Raw genomic sequence first — 19,746 nt, 5'->3', positions numbered from 1 at the left:
CCTGTCCATATAGTATAGGGAAATGTCCTGCACTTGAAAGGAGGAGCACGAATGGCGATACAGGATGGGCTGCTTTCGTTCGCCATCAAGGAAACCATTTTCCTCTCCGCGGATCGCGCCGGGATTGGCGAATTGAAAGAGCTGGAATTGGTCCCTGATATTGAGGTGCTGGAAAACCAGTCCTTCATCTCCATAACAGGCTGTCTGCAGTTGTACGGAACATACGAGCCGGCCAGGGGCGCCTCGGAGCCCACCGAAGGCGGAGCGGAAACCCTGGTGGAAGCGGTGACGTTCGCTCCGTTTCCGCAGGCGGGAAACAGCGGTGGGCTGTTCGGTTGGGAAGCGGAAGTGAATCACCGCATTCCCCTCAACATCACGATCCCCGTCAGCCGCATTGCCGAACTGGGGGACATTTACGCTGTCGTAGACGGCTTTGATTACCAGGTGGAAACACCGCACCAACTGCTGATCGAAGCGGAACTGAAAATCGCCGGCATCCAGTTGGTCGAGCAGGCTCAACGATCCGCCCTGCAGCCCGACTCGGCAGCGGAATCGGCAAATGACGCCGCCCTGGAGACAGATCCGGACTGGGCATCCACCCCGCAGGTCGAACCGGCGATGCGGCCGGAGCGCGACACGGCGGAAGCGGACTTGTCCGTGCGTGCGGACGTGCAGATGGAGACGGATTCGGACATGCATCCGGACGTGGTTCCGGAGAGCCGCGCGGCGGAAGAGTGGTGGTCCGACTCGATCAGCTCGGACCAGTGGGATCGCGTGGCGCATCCAGCTTCGCTGGAAGAGCTCGAACAGAGGCTGTCCGAACTGGAGAGGGAGATGGAGCGGGAGCCTCATGCGGAGGCAGGGGAGCCGCCTGAGTTCGCGGCGATGTTTGACCGACCCGCGTCGCCCCTGCCCTCTTCCCGGACGGATTTTGGCGATGTGACCGACCACACGGTGTACGGTGATGTGACCGCCCCATCGGTGTACGGTGACGTGACCGACGCGTGGGATCAGCCGGCTTTGGAGGCTGACGAATACCGCTCGACGTCGTTTGAGCAGATTCCCCCCTGGGACGAGATGACCCGCGCGTCCGCACGGGAGGAGTCAAGCAGGCGGGAGAGCGCCCCCGATTCCGCTGCCTCCGGATTCGCATCCTCGAAAGAGGCGGAGGTGAAAGAAACGGGCGGCGTTGAGGCCCAAGCAGAGGTGAAAGAAACGGGAATCGCCAAGGCCGAAGTGGACGAATCGGGAATCGTCGAGGCCGGAGCGAAGGCGGAAGAAATGGGAGTGGTCGAGGCCGGAGCGAAGGCGGAAGAAATGGGAGTGGTCGAGGCCGGAGCAAAGGCGGAAGAAACGGGAATGGTCGAGGCCAAGGCGGAGGCGGAAGAGCCGGACATCGTCGAAGCGCAGGCGGAGCCGGACGTTCTGGAAGCGCAGGCTGCTCCCCAGGAGGAAGAGGAGCGAGAGGTGCGTGTGGCCATCTCCGGCAAGCCGACCAAGGAAGAAGGGGAGAAACTGAACCTGACGTCCATCTTTTCCCAGGCGAGCCGCGCCCAGCAGGAAGCGCAGGCGGCCGAAAGCGCCGAGTCGTCCTCCAGTTCTTCCCGCAGGGCGGCCGCGTTCGAGCCGGACAGTACGACGCTGGAAGCGATGCACAACCTCACCTCGTTCATCCGCAGCAAACAGGAGCGGTACAGCCAGATGAAACTGTGCATCATTCAGCGCAACGATACGCTGGAGTCCATTTCCCAGCGGTACTCCCTGCCCATCTCCCGGATCCTGGAAGTGAACAAGTTGAACGCGGACCAGGTTGTGGAGGGGCAAATTTTGTACATTCCAGTGTGAGGAGCGGGGAACCGTGGAGAAAATCGACCTTTCCGAGATTTGTCGGCGCTATCGGGCGAGGGTAATCCACATGACGCCGCTGGAGGACTGCTATCTGCTGGAGACGAACCGGGGCACCAAGGAACTGCGCATTTGGCCGCGTGTGGACGTGATGCGCTGGTCGTTTGCTTGGCGGGAGAGGATGGCCCGGCAGGGGTTTCGCGAACTGGAACGGTTCATCCGCACGCGGGATGCCAAACCGTATCTGGTGACGGCCAGCCGCGGCATTACCCTGACGGACCATCTGCGCCACATCGAACCGGTGCCGACGGATCACGAGACCGTCCGCCAATGCGGCCGGATCGTCGGCATGATGCACGCGGCCCAGCGGGAGAGCGGCCTGTTTCCCGCCGTCGACTTCTGGCGCCAGGAACAGCTTCAGGCAGTGGCCGAGTCGAGGCGGGCACGGGAATTGTGGGAAGCGGTGCGTGCCAAGTACAAGCGGGCGGAGGGGGAACGGCGGCGGGTGGCCGAATTGTTTCCCCTTGTACTCCAGCGTTTGCAGCGCAGCGCCGACCTTTTGGCCAGCACGCGGATCGAGCCGGCCGCGCTGTCCGTCTCGCACGGCGAGCTGCACCGGGACAACTGGGGCATGATCAACGGCAAGCTTTACCTGCGCGGCTTTTTCCAGCCGACGCTGTCCGTTCAGCAGCGGGATGTGGCCGTCTTTTTGCGGGATCTGTACCTGACGCACGAAGACGAAGATCAAGTAGATGCCTTTCTCGACGGATACGAGGAGGCAAAACCGCTCAGTTACGGCGACTACACGCTGATGCTGGCGTTTCTGGCGTCGCCTCTGGAATTGTGGAAACAAATGGAAATCTACGTGGGGGATGATGGTCAGCCGGAAGGGGCCTCGGCTGCGGAGATCGAGCAGGCCCTTGTCCGACAACAAGCCGTCGACGGTTTGCTGCGGCGCGTGGCTGAGCGGGCCGAGGGAGCAAGGGGTGAGTCGGCGCATGAGCCGCTTTGACGATATTTTTCCGCTGTTTCGTGAATACGACATGTACGCCCAGACCGTCGATGTGCTGAAACCCCCCAACGTGTACAAGGCGTTGACCCCTTACGGATCGTTTGTCTGCAAGCGGACGCGGATCTCTTCGCAGAAGCTGCTGCTCGTCAGCGGCGTATTGCGCCATCTGCAGCAGCGGGGATGGGACGGAGCCGTGCCGTATTTTTACACGAAATACGACGAGCCTTACGTCCGGCAGGGAGAGACCACGTATTACCTGACCGCCTGGCTGCCCGGAGGCGAACAGTGGGCGGATCAGCCGCTGGCCTGGGCCATGCCGACCGTGGAGCGATTGGCCGAGCTGCACCATTTGACGCAAAACTTCCGGTTTGACGATCCCCGGAAGGTGGAGCCGCTGATCGACTCTCTCCTGAACCGCTGGCAGCATCTGCTGGCACATGCGGAGAAGGCGGCCGATCTGGCCCGTGAGCGCCTGTATCCGTCGCCGTTTGACGTGGTCTTTCTGGCCAATCAGGCGTACCTGTCCGAGCTGGCAAAGACGGCGATCGCCCGTCTCCGGGAGTGGCGGGAACGGCACCAGACGCACGCCCATTTCCGCTTGTCCCTCATCCACGGCTTCCCCCATCCGGCCCACATCATGCCCGACCGTTCGGGAAAGGGGAAGCTGCTGAACTTTGACCGCGCCCTCTTTGACACGCCCACCCGTGACCTGACCCTGTTCTACCGTGCCTATTTTCACCAGGCGGGCGACGAGGCGGGAGCGAGCCAACTGTTTCATCACTACGCCAACATCTTTCCGCTCCGGCCGGAAGAAATCGACTTGCTCGCCGTCTTCCTCACCTACCCGGAGAGGGTGATGCGGGATGTCGAGATTTACTATGGCGACACGCGGGATTGGAGCGAGCTGTACGCCGTCAAGCGGCTGGAAAAAGACATGGACCGGCTGATGCGGCTCAACCGCTGGATCCAGCAGGCCTTTTAACAAGCAGCGTCTCACCGTGTGGGGCGTTGTTTTTTTGCCCGGCTGTCTTCCAGCCGCCTACAGCCAGCCGAGGGAAATGGCCACGTACAAGAGCGCCAGGATGGCCAGCAGGACGACGTCAAACGATGTGGGAACGATCACCGTGCGGATGAACTGAAAGACGATCAGCGGCAGCAGAATCTGCTTGCAGCCGTACTTGATCCGCAGATAGGCGGGGTGGTATTTCCAGCGGCTGTTCATCGGGATCACCTCGTTTCAGCATATGCGGAAAGCATACGGCCAGTGCCTTGCGCCAAACGCGCCGCCTGCCGGGCGAAAAACAGGTTTGGACGCGGGAGAGAGCGGGAAGGTAAAATGAAAAAAGTCTGATAGGTTTGCGAAAAAAGGGGATCCGCGATGATCTGGGAAGCTCTGCTTTACACGCTGGGCACGGGCGCGGGCGCATATATGGTGTGCTTGTCCCGCCGGCCGGCTGGCGTAAAGCGTTGGGATGACGCTGCGTTTTTGCAGGGATGGGGACTGATCGCCTGGGGAGCCGGCCACCTGCTGGCTTTCATCCCGGCCGCGTGGGTCCGGATGATCAGCCTGTCCTTGTGCTTGTGCTTTTCGCTCCTTTTTCTGCTGGCGCTGCACGCCTTGTTTGCCCCGTTCCTCTGCCACGAGCGGTGGAAGACGGTGCTGGACGCGATGACGCTGTGCGCCATGTTGGGCACTTCTGCCGTCTGCCTGCTGCTCATGCCGGACATGGCCCGCCACTTGGCCGCCCAGATGGCGCTGCAAAGCGGGTTCCTGCTGCTGCTCCCGACCGTCTCCCTGGCTCTCGCCAATCGGCGGATGGCGGATGCGGCCCGAGAGGAACGGCAGCGCCTGCTTGCGGCCACCCTGCTGTTCACGGCTTTGGCGGCGGCGGTGCCCTTTTTGCCTCCGGCTCTGCTGTTCGGAGCGGGGGCGGCTTCGCTCGGATTTCTCTGCCGGTCGCACCAGCGGCGTGAGCGCGGCCGTGAACGGTCGCTGGCGAGCGACGACTGCACCCATTCGTACGAAAGGCTGACATTTTCTCTCCATGATACCGCCATGGTGGCGGTGCTGCTGGCGGGAACCGTGGTCGCAGCCGTAACTGTCGCCGGCATTCCGCGCCTCAGTCTGATCGGCATGGGCCTGGGGGCTCTGGTCGCGCTGGCGAGGCTGGCGCTGACGATCCGGGCCAACCGGATCTTGATGGGACGTGCCTTTTGGCATGTGGGCAGCCTGGAGCGGAAGTTTGCGGAGCAGCTGGAGCAGATTCGGCGGAAAAACGCCCAGATGGCGCAGCTTCTGCAGTTGAAGCAGCGCTACGAACAGCTCCTGATTGTCAGCAACGAGCAAAGCATGAGGGAAGTGAGCTACGAAAACCTGCAGCAGGTGATCGAGGAACTGGTGGACGCCTGGTACGTCAAAATGGGCACGCTTTTGTACCTGCGGCTGTCGCTGGAGTCGGCGGATGGCGTCGTCTATTACGAGAGCGTCCGGGGCAATCCGGACCATCCGCACATTCGGCATACGGTGGCGGAGCAGATCGTCGTCGACGAACAGCGGGATTCGCCGCTTGCGCCCCGCTACGTGGTGGTGCTGGCCAAGACTGCGGCCGAAGAGGCGGACGAGAGGGAGATGGAGCACCCCTTTTTCCAACTGCTCGCGGTCAACGTGCGGGGGCTGGTCCTGCGCTGTCTGCACGAAAACCAGTCGCTTGAACTGCGCCTGATGGAGCAGGAGATGGAGCTGGCGCGGAGAATTCAACTGCTGCTGATCCCCGAGGAACGGATGGTGCTGCCGCGCCTGCAGGCAAAAGCGGTCTATCTGCCGGTTGCCTACGTGGGCGGGGATTACGTGGATTACGTCCGGATTGACCAGCGCTACACCTGCTTTGTCGTGGCGGACGCATCGGGACACGGCCTGCCGGCCAGCCTGATGGCCAACGGCATTCGCAGCGCGCTGCGGGCCGTGATCCAGACGTGCTGGGAGCCCGATCTGATTCTCGACAGGCTGAACAACCTGCTGTATGCGGATTTGAGCAAAACGCGCTCGTTCATCACGATGCTGATCGCGGTGTACGACGCGGTTGCCCACAAGCTCTTTCTCAGCCGGGCGGGCCATCCCCAGCCGGTTTACCTGTCGGCGAGCAGGGTCGGCCTGCTCCCCTGCGCCGGGGGCTTGGGCCTGGGGCTGTCGCCCGACAGCCGCTACGTCCGGGAGGAAATGCCGATTGCCGAAGACGGCATGCTGCTCGTCTACACCGACGGCCTGCCGGACCTGAAGCAGCACGATTCGAGCCGCTATCCCGACAAGTGGCGCCGGGAATTGTCCGCGCTGTGGGACGAATGCCGGACATCGCCCGAAGACCGCATCGCCCTGGTGGAAAAGCGCGTCTGGGAACTGACCCGGGCCGGGCAGCAGACGGATGACATATCCTTGTTGATCCTTCAGTTTCAATCGGCTGCGAAGAAAGAGGGGGAAGGAGCATGATACTGTGTGAGCGGTGTCCCGACGATCCCGCCTGCCGCAACTGCCTGAACGAACTGCGGGCGGGTCGCTCGGCGCAAAAGGTGCTGCCGCCCCGGCAGGTTCGTCTGACGCTTTTGGCGGACGGCGTGGAGGCCGTCGCGGAGCTGCGCGCGGTCAGCCGGACGGCAGTGGGGCTGTACTGTCCCGAGCAGCCGCTGCAGGGCCGGATCGAGGTGGAACTGGCCGCCGACTTCCGGATTATCGGCAGCGTGGTCCAGGGGATCCGCAACGTGCCGTATTACGTGCTGGATATTGAAAAGGTGCTGCGCCGGGACGAGGTGCTGGAGCGGCTGCTCCTGGAGGAGTTTCACAGTTGGCATCTGAGCGGGGAGCTGGACCCGGCCGCGCTGTTGAAAAGCATGCGGGAGCGGGACGACGAGCGGAGCCGGATGATCAAGCAGGAACTGCAGAAGCTCTCCATCCTGCGCCAGTTGGAGGCGATCTACCTCTACCTGGTGGAAGACGGCCACCTGCGGCCGCTCGGGACGGCTCGGGTGGACGAGCCGCTGGAGCGGGAGATGCGCCGCCTGGCGGCACGGGCGGCGGACGGCGGAGCCGCGCTCAGGGAACAGGTGGTGGCGCCGGACGGGAGCCGTGTCTACGAGCTGTACGCGTCTCCCCTGCCGGACCGGACGTGCGGCCTCGCCCTGATCGACATCACGGCGGCCATCGCCGAGGAGCGGCGGCGGCAGAAAAAAGAGTGGGACTTGTACAAGCAGGTGCTGGCGGCGGTGACCGGCGACAAGCTGGTCCTGTTGACCGACGAGGAACTGTTTGCGCTGATCAGGGAGGGGCAGATGCTGGCCGCCATTGACGTGCGGGCTCCGGAGGATTTGGGCAGGCTGCGGCGCGAGTGCAGACGGGTTCTGGAGCCGCTCGGAATGGCGGACAAGCGGCTCATGCAGTACATCGTGGCGCTGAACGAAGCGGCCAGCAATACGCTGAAGCACGGCAGCGGCGGAACGGTCACCCTCTACCGGGCGAATGGGGATGTGTGCCGCGCCGTCGTCCATGACCAGGGGGGCGGCATCGACCTCGAAGAACTGCCGCGGGCGACGCTGATCCAGGGCTATTCCACCCGCGAATCGCTGGGAGTCGGGTTTCACGTCATGCTGCGGTGCTGCGACCGGCTCTTGATCGGCAGCTCGCCGGCGGGGACGAAACTGGTCTTGGAGTGCCGCGTCCACCCTGTGTGAATGTTTGGGAAATGGACAGAAGGGTAACAATGTAAGCAGAGGAGCCGTCAGTACCGTTGACGTGATGAGAAAATCAAGGAGAGGAGTTTGCGCATGGAATACCGGGCAATGGAAGCGGACGGACAGGCCGCGCTGTTTTTCGCCGGAGAACTGGACATGGCCGTAGGGGACAAAGTGGGGCGGCTGCTGCGCGAATACGGGGAGCGGAATCAACAGGTGACGGTTGATTTTCGTGACGTGACGTTTGTCGATTCATCGGGGATCTGCAGCCTGTTTTTCACCACCAAGGACCTGCTTGCGGCGGGCAAACAAGTGGAAATTGTCAACGTGCGGGAAGAGATATTGGACATCCTGGAACTGCTGGGGTTTGCGGAGGCGCTCGGCATTGGCGTCAAAAAAGCGTAGGAGGCCGGGTTTGACGGGCCGTGCGCAGTTTGTATATAATAACGTAGGATCAACAACGCCACAGTGAACAAGCGATGAACGGGAAGAGTAGGCCAGGACGCCTTGGCAGAGAGGGAGAATCATCTGCTGCGAGATTCTCTAAGGCAGGGAATGGCCGAAGGTCGCCCGGGAGTTGTTTCGGTGAAGCGGTGCCGCTTAGCCGAAACCGGTCAACAGCCGTTATGTGTCAGAGGGAACGCACGTCCCCGCCTGTTTTCCGGGAGGTCGTGCGTTAACAAAGGTGGTACCGCGAAACAATCCTTTCGTCCTTTGGATGAAAGGCTTTTTTTATTTTCCGAAGGAGGCTGTGCTATGTCGACACAACCGACGCAAGACATCGACCATCTGCTGCCGAAGAACTACGATCCGAAGGCGGCGGAAAGCAAATGGTATCCGTACTGGATCGAAAAGCAGTTTTTCAAGGCGGAGCGTGATCCGGACAAACGTCCGTTCACGATCGTCATCCCGCCGCCGAACGTGACGGGCAAGCTGCACCTGGGGCACGCCCTGGACACGACCCTGCAGGACATCATCACCCGCGCCAAACGGATGCAGGGCTACAGCACGCTGTTCCTGCCGGGGATGGACCACGCCGGGATCGCCACCCAGGCCCGCGTGGAGGCCAACCTGCGCGAACAGGGCATATCCCGCCACGATCTGGGACGGGAGAAGTTTCTGGAAAAAGTCTGGGAGTGGAAGCACATCTACGCCCAACACATCCGCGACCAGTGGGAAAAGCTGGGGCTGGCGCTGGACTATTCGCGCGAGCGCTTCACCATGGACGAAGGGCTCTCCCGGGCGGTTCGCGAGGTGTTCGTCCGCCTCTACGAAAAAGGCCTGATCTACCGCGGCAACCGCATCATCAACTGGGACCCGGTCGCCCGCACGGCCCTCTCCGACATCGAGGTGATCTACAAAGAGGTGAAGGGCGCGCTGCACCACATGCGCTACCCGCTGGCTGACGGCAGCGGCTACATCGAAGTGGCGACCACCCGCCCGGAGACGATGCTGGGCGATACCGCCGTCGCCGTTCACCCGGATGACGAACGATACAAGCACCTGATCGGCAAAACGGTGATCCTGCCGATCGTCGGCCGGGAAATTCCGATCGTGGCCGACGACTACGTCGACCCCGCATTTGGTTCCGGCGCCGTGAAAATCACGCCGGCCCACGATCCGAACGACTTTGAGATCGGCCTGCGGCACAACCTGCCGCAGATCGTGGTCATGGACGAAACCGGCACGATGAACGAAAACGCCGGCCGCTATCAGGGCCTCGACCGCTTCGAGTGCCGCAAGCAGATCATCAAGGACCTGACCGAGCAGGGCGTCATGTTCAAGATCGAGGAGCACATCCACCAGGTGGGCCACAGCGAGCGGAGCGACGCCGTCGTCGAGCCGTACCTGTCGACGCAGTGGTTCGTCAAGATGCAGCCCCTGGCCGACGCCGCCATCGCCAATGCGTACAGCGAGAACAGCGTCAAATTCGTGCCGGAACGCTTCAAGAACAACTACCTGCGCTGGATCGAAAACATCCGCGACTGGTGCATTTCCCGCCAGCTCTGGTGGGGACACCGGATTCCGGCCTGGTACTGCCAGGACTGCGGCGAGACGATTGTGTCCCGCGACGACGTGACCGAGTGTCCGCACTGCCACAGCCACAAGCTGGAGCAGGATCCGGACGTGCTCGACACCTGGTTCTCGTCCGCGCTCTGGCCGTTCTCCACGCTGGGCTGGCCGGAAGAGACCGAGGACATGAAGTACTTCTATCCGACCAACGTGCTGGTCACCGGCTATGACATCATCTTCTTCTGGGTCGCCCGGATGATTTTCAGCGGCCTGGAGTTTACCGGGCAAAATCCGTTTGAGACCGTGCTGATCCACGGCATCATCCGCGACTCCGAAGGGCGCAAGATGTCCAAGTCGCTGGGCAACGGCGTCGACCCGATGGAAGTCATCGAAAAATACGGGGCCGACGCGCTCCGCTTCACGCTGGCGACGGGCAACTCGCCGGGCAACGACCAGCGCTTCTACTGGGAAAAGGTGGAGGCGAACCGCAACTTCGCCAACAAGATCTGGAACGCCTCCCGCTTTGCCCTGATGAACATGGCCGGCTTCCGCTACGAGGACATTGACCTGTCGGGCGAGCTGTCCACGCCGGACAAGTGGATCCTCTCCCGTCTGCAGGCCACCATCGCCGACGTGACCCGTCTGATGGACGCGTTTGAGTTTGGCGAAGCGGGCCGGGTGCTGTACAACTTCATCTGGGACGATCTCTGCGACTGGTACATCGAGATGGCCAAACTGCCGCTCTACGGCAGCGACGAGGCGGCGAAGAAGACGACCCAGTCCGTGCTCGTCACCGTGCTGGATCAGACGCTGCGCCTCCTGCATCCGTACATGCCGTTCATCACCGAGGAAATCTGGCAGGCGCTGCCGCACCAGGGCGAGAGCATCACGGTGGCGGCGTGGCCGACCGTCAACGAACAGTGGATCTTCCCGGACGCCGAGGCGGAGATGAACCTGCTCATGGAAGTGATCCGCAGCGTGCGCAACATCCGCGCCGAGGTCAACGTGCCGATGTCCAAAAAGATCGAGCTCTTGATCAAACCGGGCGACGCCGTTGCGCTGGAACGCCTGAAGCGGGGCGAAGAGTACATCGTACGCTTCTGCAATCCCGAACGCCTGGAGATCAGCGAGCAGTTGGCGACGCCGGACAAGGCGATGTCCGCCGTGGTGACGGGCGCCGAGCTGTTCCTGCCGCTGGCCGGCCTGATCGATCTCGACCAGGAGATCAAGCGTCTGGAAAAAGAGCTGGCGACGCTGCACAAGGAAGTGGAGCGGATCGAGAACAAGCTGAACAACCCGGGCTTCATGGCCAAAGCCCCGGCAAAAGTGATCGACGAAGAAAAGGCCAAACTGGCCGATTACATGGAGAAGCGGGACAAAGTGATTGCCCGCCTGGCGGAACTGAAAGGCGAATGAACCGCCGTCCTTTCGCATATTTTTGAGAATGGAGCAATGCGGTATGAACGAAAACCGTTTGGAAGGATACAGAGAAACGCTTGACTGGCTGCACGGGCTGCTGAGATTCGGGCAGAAGCCGGGCCTGGAGAGGATGCGGTGGATGCTGGAGGAACTGGATCATCCCGAGCGCAGGCTGGCGTTTGTCCACGTCGCCGGCACGAACGGGAAAGGCTCCACCTGCGCCTATTTGACGCAGATGCTGCTGGAAGCCGGTTACAGCGTGGGCACGTTCACCTCTCCGTATCTGCTCGATTTTCGCGAGCGGATTCGGTTCAACGGCGTCATGATTCCGGAGGATGACCTGGTGGCGGTGGCCAACGAAGTGAAGCCGCTCGTGGAGCGCTGCGCGGCGGAAACGGAGTACGGTTCGCCCACGGAGTTTGAGGTGATCACCCTGATCGCCATCCTCTACTTCGCCAAGATTGCCAGACCCGCCGTTGTCGTGTGGGAAGCGGGATTGGGGGGACGGCTCGACTCCACCAACGTCGTCTATCCGCTCGTTTCCGTCATTACCAACATCGGCATGGATCACACGGATGTCCTCGGAGACACCCTGGAGGAGATTGCCCGGGAAAAAGCGGGGATCATCAAACCGGGTGTGCCCGTGGTTACCGGCGAACGGCGGCCGGAGGTGCTCGCCGTTTTCCGGGAACACGCCGAGAAAACACGCAGCACGCTGTACACAATCGGTCATCACTTTGACGTTGAGCAGCAGGAGGAGCGGATGGGCGAGCAGCTCATCCGCTACCGCAGCCTGCACCGCCGGCACGAGGCCGATTACCGGCTGGCCATGAACGGCCCCCATCAGGCGGAAAACGCCGCCGTTGCCCTGATGACGATCGACGTGCTGCGCAACTTCTTTTCCTTTTTGCTGGAAGACGAAGAAATTGCCCGCGGTCTGCAACAAACGCGCTGGCCAGGACGTCTAGAAGTCGTCTCGTCAAGACCGATGGTCGTGTTGGACGGGGCACACAACCGGGAGGGAATAGAAGCGCTCGTGAGCAGTCTGGAGCGGTTGGTGACGGCCGACACCCGGCTGCACCTGCTGTTTGCCGGACTGGCGGATAAGCCGCTCGCTCGGATGGCGGAGGCGCTCAAACCGCTGCAAGGGCGTGTGAAGACCATTCACCTTGCGACGTTTGACTTTCCTCGCGCCGCCGGGAGCCGGCAGTTGTACGATGCGTTTTGCTCGGGAGGATGGCAGGCGGAAAGCCTCGAGTCCGTTTCCGACTGGCAAGCGTTTCTTTCTTCTTGGGTGAAGGACAGCCGGAGGGCAAACGGCGACGATTGGTTGGTTGTCTGCGGTTCGCTCTACTTCATCGCCCAAGTTCGCGCTTTCTTTCCCACTACAGTAGAAGAGGCAGGTGAATAGGGTGGATCAGGCCCAACGCGTCCACTTTGTGGGCATTGGCGGATATGGCATGAGTGCCATCGCCCGCGTCTTGATCGACCTTGGCTACAAGGTAACCGGCTCAGATGTCGCAATGAACGACCTGGCCAAAAAACTGGTGGAACGGGGAGCCGTTGTGCATATCGGCCACGACGCCAAACATGTCGAAGGCAGCGATCTGGTCGTATATTCCACCAGTATTCCAAAGGATAACCCGGAAGTCGTCGCGGCGCAGGCGAGCGGCATTCCCGTGCTGCACCGCTCTCAGATGCTGGCCCGCATACTCAACGAGCGGACGGGCGTGGCCGTTGCGGGCGCGCACGGCAAGACGACGACGACTTCGATGATCGCCCACGTTCTGGAAGAGTGCGGGGTGGACCCGACGTTTATCATCGGCGGAGAACTGCTGAACGCGGGAACCAACGCGAAAGCGGGCAAAAGCGATTTCGTCGTCGCGGAAGCCGACGAGAGCGACGGTTCCTTTCTGGAGTACCGGCCCGTGTACGAAATCGTCACCAACATCGAGCCGGATCACCTGGAACATTTTGGCGGCGATTTCAATAATCTGAAGCGGGCGTACGCGCAGTTCCTCAGTCACTTGAAAACGGGCGGAAAAGCGATCCTGTGCCTGGACGATCCGCATGTCCGGGAGATGATGACAGCCGTATCCGAGACCGTCATCACGTACGCCATCCACCCGTCGTTTGCGGATCAGGCGGAGTTCAGCGCACGGTCGATCGTCTGCGGCGACCGCCGCACCCACTGCGAGGTGTACCGCCGCGGGACGCTGCTCGGCGAGCTGACGCTTCACGTACCGGGCAAGCACAACGTCGCCAACGCGCTGGCGGCCATCATCGTCTGCCTGGAAGCCGGACTGAACTTCGCCGAGATTGCGGAGGCACTGGCCTCGTTCAGAGGGGCGAAACGGCGGTTCCAGATTATCGGAGAGGCGCGTGACATTCTCGTGGTGGACGACTACGCCCACCATCCGACGGAGATCATCGCCACGCTGAACGGCGCCCGGGCGTCGGGCAGGCGCGTGATCGCCGTCTTTCAGCCGCAGCGATACACCCGCACGTATTTTCTCATGGATGAGTTCAGCCGGGCGTTCAAAGAAGCGGACGAGGTGATCGTCACCGACATCTACTCCCCGGCAGGCGAGGCCAAAATCGAAGGAGTGACCGCCGAAGCGCTGGTGGAAAAGATCCGCACCAACAGCCACCCGCGCGCGCAGTACATCCCGACGAAAGAGCAGGTGCAGGAGCATCTGGTCAACGCGCTGCGGCCCGGCGACATGGTCCTGACCATGGGTGCTGGCGACATTTGGAAATCCGCCTACTGGCTGGTGGAAAAGCTGGTCAAGTAGCGGCATGCACATGCGGAAAACGGCGAAAAACGCCCGGACGACGACGGTCCGGGCGTTTTTTTGCGGGGGCCCCTGCAGGAGAAGTGCATAACTTAGTACCAGGTACTAATACTTAGTGTTATAATAGGGAGTACAATACGAGCGAGGTGAGGAAACATGAGTATGGAAACGGCATCGAAAGCACGCATCACGGCCATTGGCACCTACGTGCCGGCGCGTGTGCTGACCAACTTTGACCTGGAAAAGATGGTGGACACGTCGGATGAGTGGATCGTGCAGCGCACCGGCATACGGGAGCGGCGGATTGCTGACGAAGACCAGTTCACCAGCGATTTGGCGATCGCCGCTGTTGAGGACATGATCAGGACGTATGGGAAAACGGTGGCGGATGTCGACCTCATTCTCGTCTCCACGACCACGCCGGACTACCCCTTTCCCAGCGTCGCCAGCCGGATTCAAGCCCGCTTTGGAATCGGTCAGGCGGGAGCGCTGGATGTGAATGCCACCTGCGCCGGGTTTGCCTATGCCCTGCACATGGCCAACGGCATGATCAGCGCGGGTCTGCATCGAAAAGTGCTGGTCGTGGCGGCGGAAACCTTGTCCAAGGTAACCGACTACACGGACCGGACCACCTGCATCCTGTTCGGCGACGGTGCCGGGGCGGTGCTGGTGGAGCGGGATGAGCAAAACCCGGGATTCCTCGCCGCCCATCTGGGGACAAAAGGCGAAGGAGGCATTCATCTCTACCGCACGGGGTTGTCGCGGCGAATGGGCGAGGCGGAACTGGCAGGAAACGGCTGTATCGTGCAAAACGGCCGGGAAGTGTACAAATGGGCGGTCACCACGGTTCCCAAAGGCATGGCGGAGGTGGTGGAGCGGGCAGGACTCACGCTGCGGGACGTGGATTGGTTCATTCCCCACAGCGCCAATTTGCGGATGATCGAGTCCATCTGCGAAAAAAGCGGATTTCCGCTGGAGAAGACGCTGTACAGCATGGAGTACTACGGGAATACTTCGGCGGCCACCATTCCGCTGGCGCTTTCGATGGGCATCCGCGACGGAAAGGTGAAGCCCGGGGATACCCTGCTCCTCTACGGCTTTGGCGGCGGGCTGGTGCACGCCGGTCTGCTGGTCAAATGGATGCCGTAATCGGTCGCAAGAGGCCGCCCGGAACACATCCGGGCGGCCTCCTTCTATTCGCCTTCACCTGCTGTCAATGCTGGCCGGAACTTTCCGCGGGCTTCTTCTGCCGCGTCCGCTCCAGAGGGAGCACCCGGTTCAGCAGGTTGTAAATCCGCTTCGATTCCTTCGTCAGCAATGGTCCCAGAATCGCCAGAATTAACACGTAAAGGGCGGCAAACGGCTGGAGGATGTCGAGAAGGCCGCCGGCTTTGCCCAGATTCGCCATGATGATGGAGAATTCACCGCGTGACACAATGGTGAGTCCGATGTTGGAGGAAGCCTTGGGAGACAGGCCGGCGCTCCGTCCGGCGAGCAGACCGGCCGTAAAGTTGCCGATCAGCGTGATCACGACGGCGGCGATAGACAGCCACACGGCCCCGCTCAGCGCCAAGGGATCGATCGTCAAGCCGAAACTGAAGAAGAACATGGCGCCAAAAAAGTCGCGGAAGGGCAGAATCATGTGCTCGATTCTTTTCATATGCTCCGTTTCCGCCAGCACCAGGCCGACGAGCAGCGCTCCGATCGCCTCTGCGACGTGGATCGTCTCGGAGAAGCCGGCGACCAGAAAGAGGCCGGAAAACACGACGAGCATGAACACTTCATTGGATTTGATCTGCAGCGCGCGATTCAGGAAGGGGACAGCCTTTCGTCCCACGATGATGAACAGCAGCATGTAGCCGAGCGCGATCAATGCGGAAGAAATCACGCCCGCAATCGATGAGGCCCCGCTCAGCACCAGTCCGGACAGGATGGAGATGTAGAGGGCCAGGAAGATATCCTCAAACATGATGATGCCGAGGATCATCTCCGTTTCCGGATTGGCCGTCCGTTTCAAGTCGACCAGCACTTTTGCCACGATGGCGCTGGACGAGATGGTGGTAATGCCGGCAATCACCAGCACTTCTTTTGCGGGAAAACCGGCGGCCCACCCGAACAGAAGCCCAAGCGTGAAGTTGATGGCAATGTAGATGGTGCCGCCTACGGCGATCGAGCGCCCTGCTTTGATCAGGCGGCCGACGGAGAATTCAAGCCCCAGGTAGAACAGCAGGAACAGCACGCCTACCCGGCCCATAAATTCGATGAGCGGAGCACTCTCAATGAAGCGAAGGTCAAACAGGCCGATATCAGGGGCGTGGGGCCCCACCGCCATGCCGACCAGAATGTAGAAGGGAACAATGGAAAAGCGGAGTCTGATGGAAATAAAGCCGGCGATTGCAATCAACGCGATGGCCAGGCCAACCTCAAACACGATGTGCTCCAATATCATTCACCTCCCGTGCTAAGCGTGGTTTTTAACGCCTTCACCTGCTTTCTTTCCCCGGCAACCACCAGGGTTGAGCCGGCGGAGAGAACCTGCTCCGGCCCGGGACTGATGATCTGTTTGTGATCCTTTTCAATGACGGCAATGACGATCGCCCCTGTATTTTGGCGGATGTCCAGTTCGCCGATCGTTTTTCCGACGCAGATCGAACCGGGTTCGATCTTGTACCATTCGATGACCAGTTCATCCAGGGCAATTTCAATGGAATCGAGGGCTTTCGGCTTATAGGTCATCCCGCCGATAATGCCGGCTACCTGGCGCGCCTCGTCGTCATCCAGCGTGACCATGGAGATGTTTTCATCCTGGTCGTCCTTGTCAAAGTGGTACAGCTCTCTTCGACCGTCGTCGTGAATGACGACCACCAGCTTGTCTCCTCCCCTGGTATCGATTTGATACTTTCGCCCGATACCAGGCAAGTCACACTCCCGAATATTGAACACAACAATCGCCTCCTGTCAGATGAGCTAACGTCAACCATGTCTTCAACGAGGGGGAGGGAATTCTTTCATGGTAGTATGGCGTGCATTCCTCTCTTTTATTGAATACGGCGTTGACATAAGTATATTCGAATACGATTATATAAAGTACGACGTCAAATCGTCTACATTTTGAAACAAGATGATTCAAAATTGACACATTTGGCAAAGGTGATACGTCCGTGGCAAACAAACAATATCGGTTGACGGAGGCGGAATGGCAGTTTATTCAGAGAATCCGGCAGATGAACATGGACACCTTTCTGGATATCATCATCGCCCTGCGAAACGAAATCAAGGCGCTGGAAAAGAAGGCGGAAATCGTGAAGGAAACGCAGAAGCAGGGATGGCAAGAGGATTTCCGATACGTCAACGAGCGCATAGACCACCTGCACCAGTTTGAGCATGGCCTGCGAAAAACGAGATCGCTGGATTGACGCGTGCGGCCGCGCTCTGTTTTTGTCCCATTGCAAGGAAATAGAATCGTTGCAGGGAAGAAAAACGGGGAGGGAGCATCGCTGTGGACATGTGGGGAGCGCTCTTCGCGGGCGGCCTCGGTACTGCCGCCGGCTGGTACGTCTGGAGACAGGCCTGTCGTTTTGGCCCGTCCGCTCCCTGCCGCTCTCCGCTTTTCCACCGGGCGGCTGTGTCGCTTCTCTGCGGCATCCTGTTTGCCATCGTCCGGATGCAGGACGGGAGAGGCATCACAGAGCAGCTTCCCACCCTCCTACTCATTGTATTCTGTCTGCTGGTTTCCCTGACGGATGTTCTGTTCAGGCGCATCCCCAACGCCGTCCTGCTGGCGGCGCTGCCCGTCCTGTCGGGCCTGCGTTGGCTGGAGCATTCGGACGTCTGGCTTTCCTCGCTGTTGGCAGGGGGCTTCGGACTGCTGCTGTTCGGGACCATCTCCGCGCTTCGGCCTGACGCGGTGGGGATGGGGGACGCCAAACTGGCGGGCGTGCTGGCGGCGGCGGTCGGCTGGCGGACGTTTGTCGGTGGACTTACCGTCGGCTGCGCGCTGGCGCTGGCGGCAGGCGTCCTGATGCTGTTCGGCGGACGGGCGGGACGGGGGGCGTCGCTGCCGTTTGCCCCGTTTCTATGTGCGGGCGTCCTCGCCGTCTACGTGCTGTCATAACCTGTCCCTGTCCGACGTACACTGGTACAAACAGAGCCGGTTTGGAGGAGGGCGTTGTCGTGAGCGGGCAGAGAAAAACGCAGGTGACGGTAAAATTGAACGGCGAGCGGTGGGAAGGAAGCCGGACGGAGAAGAAAACGGGGCAGGCGGACGGAGGACAGCCCCCGATCGAGTGGCGGAAGGCGGCGGGGATTCCTCCCGTTCCGACCGTCAAAACGTCGCGGGAAGAGGATGCGTGGTCGCTCTTGAGAGAGCTTCGCGGAAAGAACCCGCAGGTGCCGGGAGAGCGGGATAGCGGCGGCGAGCCGCAGCGGGAGGTGGAGTTCTCCCCGGATGAGGAGGGGAGCGGCCGTCTCGGACGCGGCCGGTTTGTCCTGCCGGGATGGATGCGTGAAGGCACGGTAGCAAAAAACCTGTTTGCCACCGGCGGCGCCGTGGCGATCGGGCTGGTGTTCGGACTGCTGGTGCTCAGCGTGTTTGGCGAAGAGCAGCTTTCCCGGTCGTATCAAAGCGTGTTGAGCGATACCGTGACGACGTTTTCGGCCGGGGGGACGGGAGGAAAGACGGACGGGATGAAAGCAGCCGGACCGACCCCTCCCGAAGCTGCGGGGACAAACGCGGCCGGCACGGAGCAGGCGGTGGAGCTGCGGCTGCCGGAGGAGCGTTTGCACGTGGCCCAGACCGGAGTGTTTCAACCGGAGGCGTCCGCCGCAGAGGCGATCAAGCCGTTGGACAAAGCGGGCATCCCGCACTTTCTGTACAAGGGGGAGGACAAACAGTATCTGTTTGCCGCCGCGGCACCCACCCGTGACGCCGTGCTCGGATTTGCCAGCAGCCTGAAGGCAAGGGGAATGGACGTCTACGTCAAGGAATTGGTCCTGCCGGGCTTCTCCGGGAGCGTCTCTGTAAAAGGAGCGGCGGGGACAGCCCAACCGGCGGATTTGAACGCGTTTTTCCAAACCGGTCTGGAGATGGCCAGCACCCTGGCCGGCCACTCCGGTCACGTGATCAGCTCGGCCCAGCCGGCGCTGTCCGCGGAGGAGGCGTCCGCGCTCAAGGAACAGCACCGCCGATTTCTGGAGCAGAGCCGGGCCGTTTCCGCGCCGGAGTCGTGGCAGTCCCTGTTCGCCGGAATGGTCAACGGCATGAACCAGGCGGTGCAGGCCCGCGACAAAATGGCGGAGGCGATTGCCGGCAGCAAGACGGCCAGCGCGGAATCGTACGCCTGGCAGGTGCAGGCAGGCGTGCTGACGTTCTGGGAGAACTACGCCAACTGGGTCCGGCAGGTGAAGGCGGAGGAATAACGGCACAAAACCAAGACTTCCATGCAGGTTTTCTTGCAGGAAGTTTTTTCTTTTCATACAGTAGTCATCAGGGATTGTTTCGCCCTGTCCCATTTGCTACACTTATGGTTGGCAAAAAAGAAATCCCTTGAGAGAAAAAGATGTTCGAACAGCTTCGTTCCGGTGCTGCCGGGCTGCCGCACGGCACCGGTCGGGCAGCCGTCGTCGGCTGCGCCGCACCCATGCGGGACGGATGCGGGGAAGGTGGTTCGGACGCAGAGACAAGAGGGAGATGAGGGATTTGAAGGGGAAAGAAACACTTACGCTTCTGCTTCTTTTGATTTCCGGGATGTTATGCGGCAGTATCCTGGGAGAGATTTTGGGACCGTGGATCCCGTTTCTCGCAAAGAGCAAAGAGATATCATGGACCCCAGCGGCAGATTTGGAAATCCTGAAGTACGACCTTACCGTTCAGGTAAAACTAAATCTGGCCAGTATGGGAGGGCTTGCTCTCGCCTTTTGGATATATCGCAGAATGAAGTAGGT

Annotated in this window: 17 protein-coding genes and 1 other annotated feature; of the genes, 14 read left to right on the top strand and 3 right to left on the bottom strand. The window is 61.0% G+C overall.

Annotated elements, in window-relative coordinates; translation table 11 throughout:
* Positions 1 to 51: 51 nt before the first annotated feature.
* The 3 genes from A6764_RS16670 to A6764_RS16660 are packed head-to-tail and all read left to right on the top strand — an operon-like array spanning position 52 to position 3,839.
* On the top strand, positions 52 to 1,845 hold the full coding sequence (locus A6764_RS16670) for a LysM peptidoglycan-binding domain-containing protein (protein ID WP_065068126.1): 1,794 nt from the start codon (positions 52 to 54) through the stop codon (positions 1,843 to 1,845).
* A gap of 13 nt (positions 1,846 to 1,858) precedes the next feature.
* Complete coding sequence (locus tag A6764_RS16665) at positions 1,859 to 2,857, top strand: aminoglycoside phosphotransferase family protein (protein ID WP_065068127.1); 999 nt, start codon at positions 1,859 to 1,861, stop codon at positions 2,855 to 2,857.
* Positions 2,844 to 3,839 carry a hypothetical protein gene (locus A6764_RS16660; RefSeq protein WP_065068128.1) on the top strand — a complete coding sequence of 332 codons (996 nt, stop codon included), beginning with the start codon at positions 2,844 to 2,846 and terminating at the stop codon, positions 3,837 to 3,839. The genes A6764_RS16665 and A6764_RS16660 overlap by 14 nt, the downstream gene beginning before the upstream one ends.
* Before the next feature lie 57 nt (positions 3,840 to 3,896).
* On the opposite strand, the gene A6764_RS16655 is transcribed toward A6764_RS16660, so the two are convergent.
* The gene (locus A6764_RS16655; RefSeq protein ID WP_029097496.1) at positions 3,897 to 4,079 is read right to left on the bottom strand and encodes a hypothetical protein; all 183 of its coding nucleotides are present in this window, start codon (positions 4,077 to 4,079) and stop codon (positions 3,897 to 3,899) included.
* Positions 4,080 to 4,235: 156 nt separating this feature from the next.
* Here A6764_RS16655 and A6764_RS16650 point away from each other — a divergent pair, with 156 nt between their 5' ends.
* From A6764_RS16650 to A6764_RS16620, 7 genes are all read left to right on the top strand, one after another.
* Complete coding sequence (locus tag A6764_RS16650) at positions 4,236 to 6,341, top strand: PP2C family protein-serine/threonine phosphatase (RefSeq protein ID WP_255309775.1); 2,106 nt, start codon at positions 4,236 to 4,238, stop codon at positions 6,339 to 6,341.
* Positions 6,338 to 7,576 (top strand): ATP-binding protein, encoded by a 1,239-nt coding sequence (locus A6764_RS16645; protein WP_264622289.1) that lies wholly within the window; start codon positions 6,338 to 6,340, stop codon positions 7,574 to 7,576. Before A6764_RS16650 ends, A6764_RS16645 begins: the two co-directional genes overlap by 4 nt.
* 93 nt (positions 7,577 to 7,669) lie before the next feature.
* Positions 7,670 to 7,981, top strand: coding sequence for an STAS domain-containing protein (locus A6764_RS16640; RefSeq protein ID WP_029097493.1), 312 nt, complete (start codon positions 7,670 to 7,672; stop codon positions 7,979 to 7,981).
* 65 nt (positions 7,982 to 8,046) lie between these two features.
* Positions 8,047 to 8,294 (top strand) — a binding site (T-box leader).
* 38 nt (positions 8,295 to 8,332) lie between these two features.
* Entirely contained in the window at positions 8,333 to 11,005 is a 2,673-nt protein-coding gene (locus A6764_RS16635; RefSeq protein WP_065068130.1) for a valine--tRNA ligase, read from the top strand.
* A gap of 43 nt (positions 11,006 to 11,048) precedes the next feature.
* Positions 11,049 to 12,419 carry a bifunctional folylpolyglutamate synthase/dihydrofolate synthase gene (locus A6764_RS16630; protein WP_029097491.1) on the top strand — a complete coding sequence of 457 codons (1,371 nt, stop codon included), beginning with the start codon at positions 11,049 to 11,051 and terminating at the stop codon, positions 12,417 to 12,419.
* A gap of 1 nt (position 12,420) precedes the next feature.
* Positions 12,421 to 13,803, top strand: coding sequence for a UDP-N-acetylmuramate--L-alanine ligase (gene murC / locus A6764_RS16625; RefSeq protein ID WP_029097490.1), 1,383 nt, complete (start codon positions 12,421 to 12,423; stop codon positions 13,801 to 13,803).
* Positions 13,804 to 13,959: 156 nt separating this feature from the next.
* On the top strand, positions 13,960 to 14,952 hold the full coding sequence (locus A6764_RS16620) for a ketoacyl-ACP synthase III (protein WP_029097489.1): 993 nt from the start codon (positions 13,960 to 13,962) through the stop codon (positions 14,950 to 14,952).
* Between the two features lie 64 nt (positions 14,953 to 15,016).
* On the opposite strand, the gene A6764_RS16615 is transcribed toward A6764_RS16620, so the two are convergent.
* Together A6764_RS16615 and A6764_RS16610 are read right to left on the bottom strand one after the other, a co-directional pair.
* Positions 15,017 to 16,246: a cation:proton antiporter gene (locus A6764_RS16615; protein WP_029097488.1), complete on the bottom strand. Its 1,230-nt coding sequence runs from the start codon at positions 16,244 to 16,246 to the stop codon at positions 15,017 to 15,019.
* A 2-nt stretch (positions 16,247 to 16,248) separates the two neighbouring features.
* Positions 16,249 to 16,746 carry a cation:proton antiporter regulatory subunit gene (locus A6764_RS16610; RefSeq protein ID WP_035300265.1) on the bottom strand — a complete coding sequence of 166 codons (498 nt, stop codon included), beginning with the start codon at positions 16,744 to 16,746 and terminating at the stop codon, positions 16,249 to 16,251.
* A 218-nt stretch (positions 16,747 to 16,964) separates the two neighbouring features.
* On the opposite strand from A6764_RS16610, the gene A6764_RS16605 reads away from it, so the two are divergent.
* The 4 genes from A6764_RS16605 to A6764_RS16590 all read left to right on the top strand — a co-directional run bounded on the left by A6764_RS16605 (position 16,965) and on the right by A6764_RS16590 (position 19,744).
* Entirely contained in the window at positions 16,965 to 17,219 is a 255-nt protein-coding gene (locus tag A6764_RS16605) for a hypothetical protein (RefSeq protein ID WP_035300264.1), read from the top strand.
* A gap of 89 nt (positions 17,220 to 17,308) precedes the next feature.
* A complete protein-coding gene (locus tag A6764_RS16600) occupies positions 17,309 to 17,917 on the top strand; it encodes a prepilin peptidase (protein WP_255309776.1) in 609 nt (202 codons plus the stop codon).
* 59 nt (positions 17,918 to 17,976) lie between these two features.
* Positions 17,977 to 19,221: a hypothetical protein gene (locus A6764_RS16595; protein ID WP_264622288.1), complete on the top strand. Its 1,245-nt coding sequence runs from the start codon at positions 17,977 to 17,979 to the stop codon at positions 19,219 to 19,221.
* Between the two features lie 280 nt (positions 19,222 to 19,501).
* Positions 19,502 to 19,744 carry a DUF4321 domain-containing protein gene (locus A6764_RS16590; protein WP_029097483.1) on the top strand — a complete coding sequence of 81 codons (243 nt, stop codon included), beginning with the start codon at positions 19,502 to 19,504 and terminating at the stop codon, positions 19,742 to 19,744.
* Positions 19,745 to 19,746: the final 2 nt, after the last annotated feature.

It is taken from the genome of Brevibacillus sp. WF146 (assembly GCF_001673705.2).
Taxonomy (GTDB): Bacteria; Bacillota; Bacilli; order Brevibacillales; family Brevibacillaceae; genus Brevibacillus; species Brevibacillus thermoruber.
The sequence above is the reverse complement of the archived record's forward strand: the minus strand, read 5'-3'. Positions and strand labels throughout refer to the sequence as shown.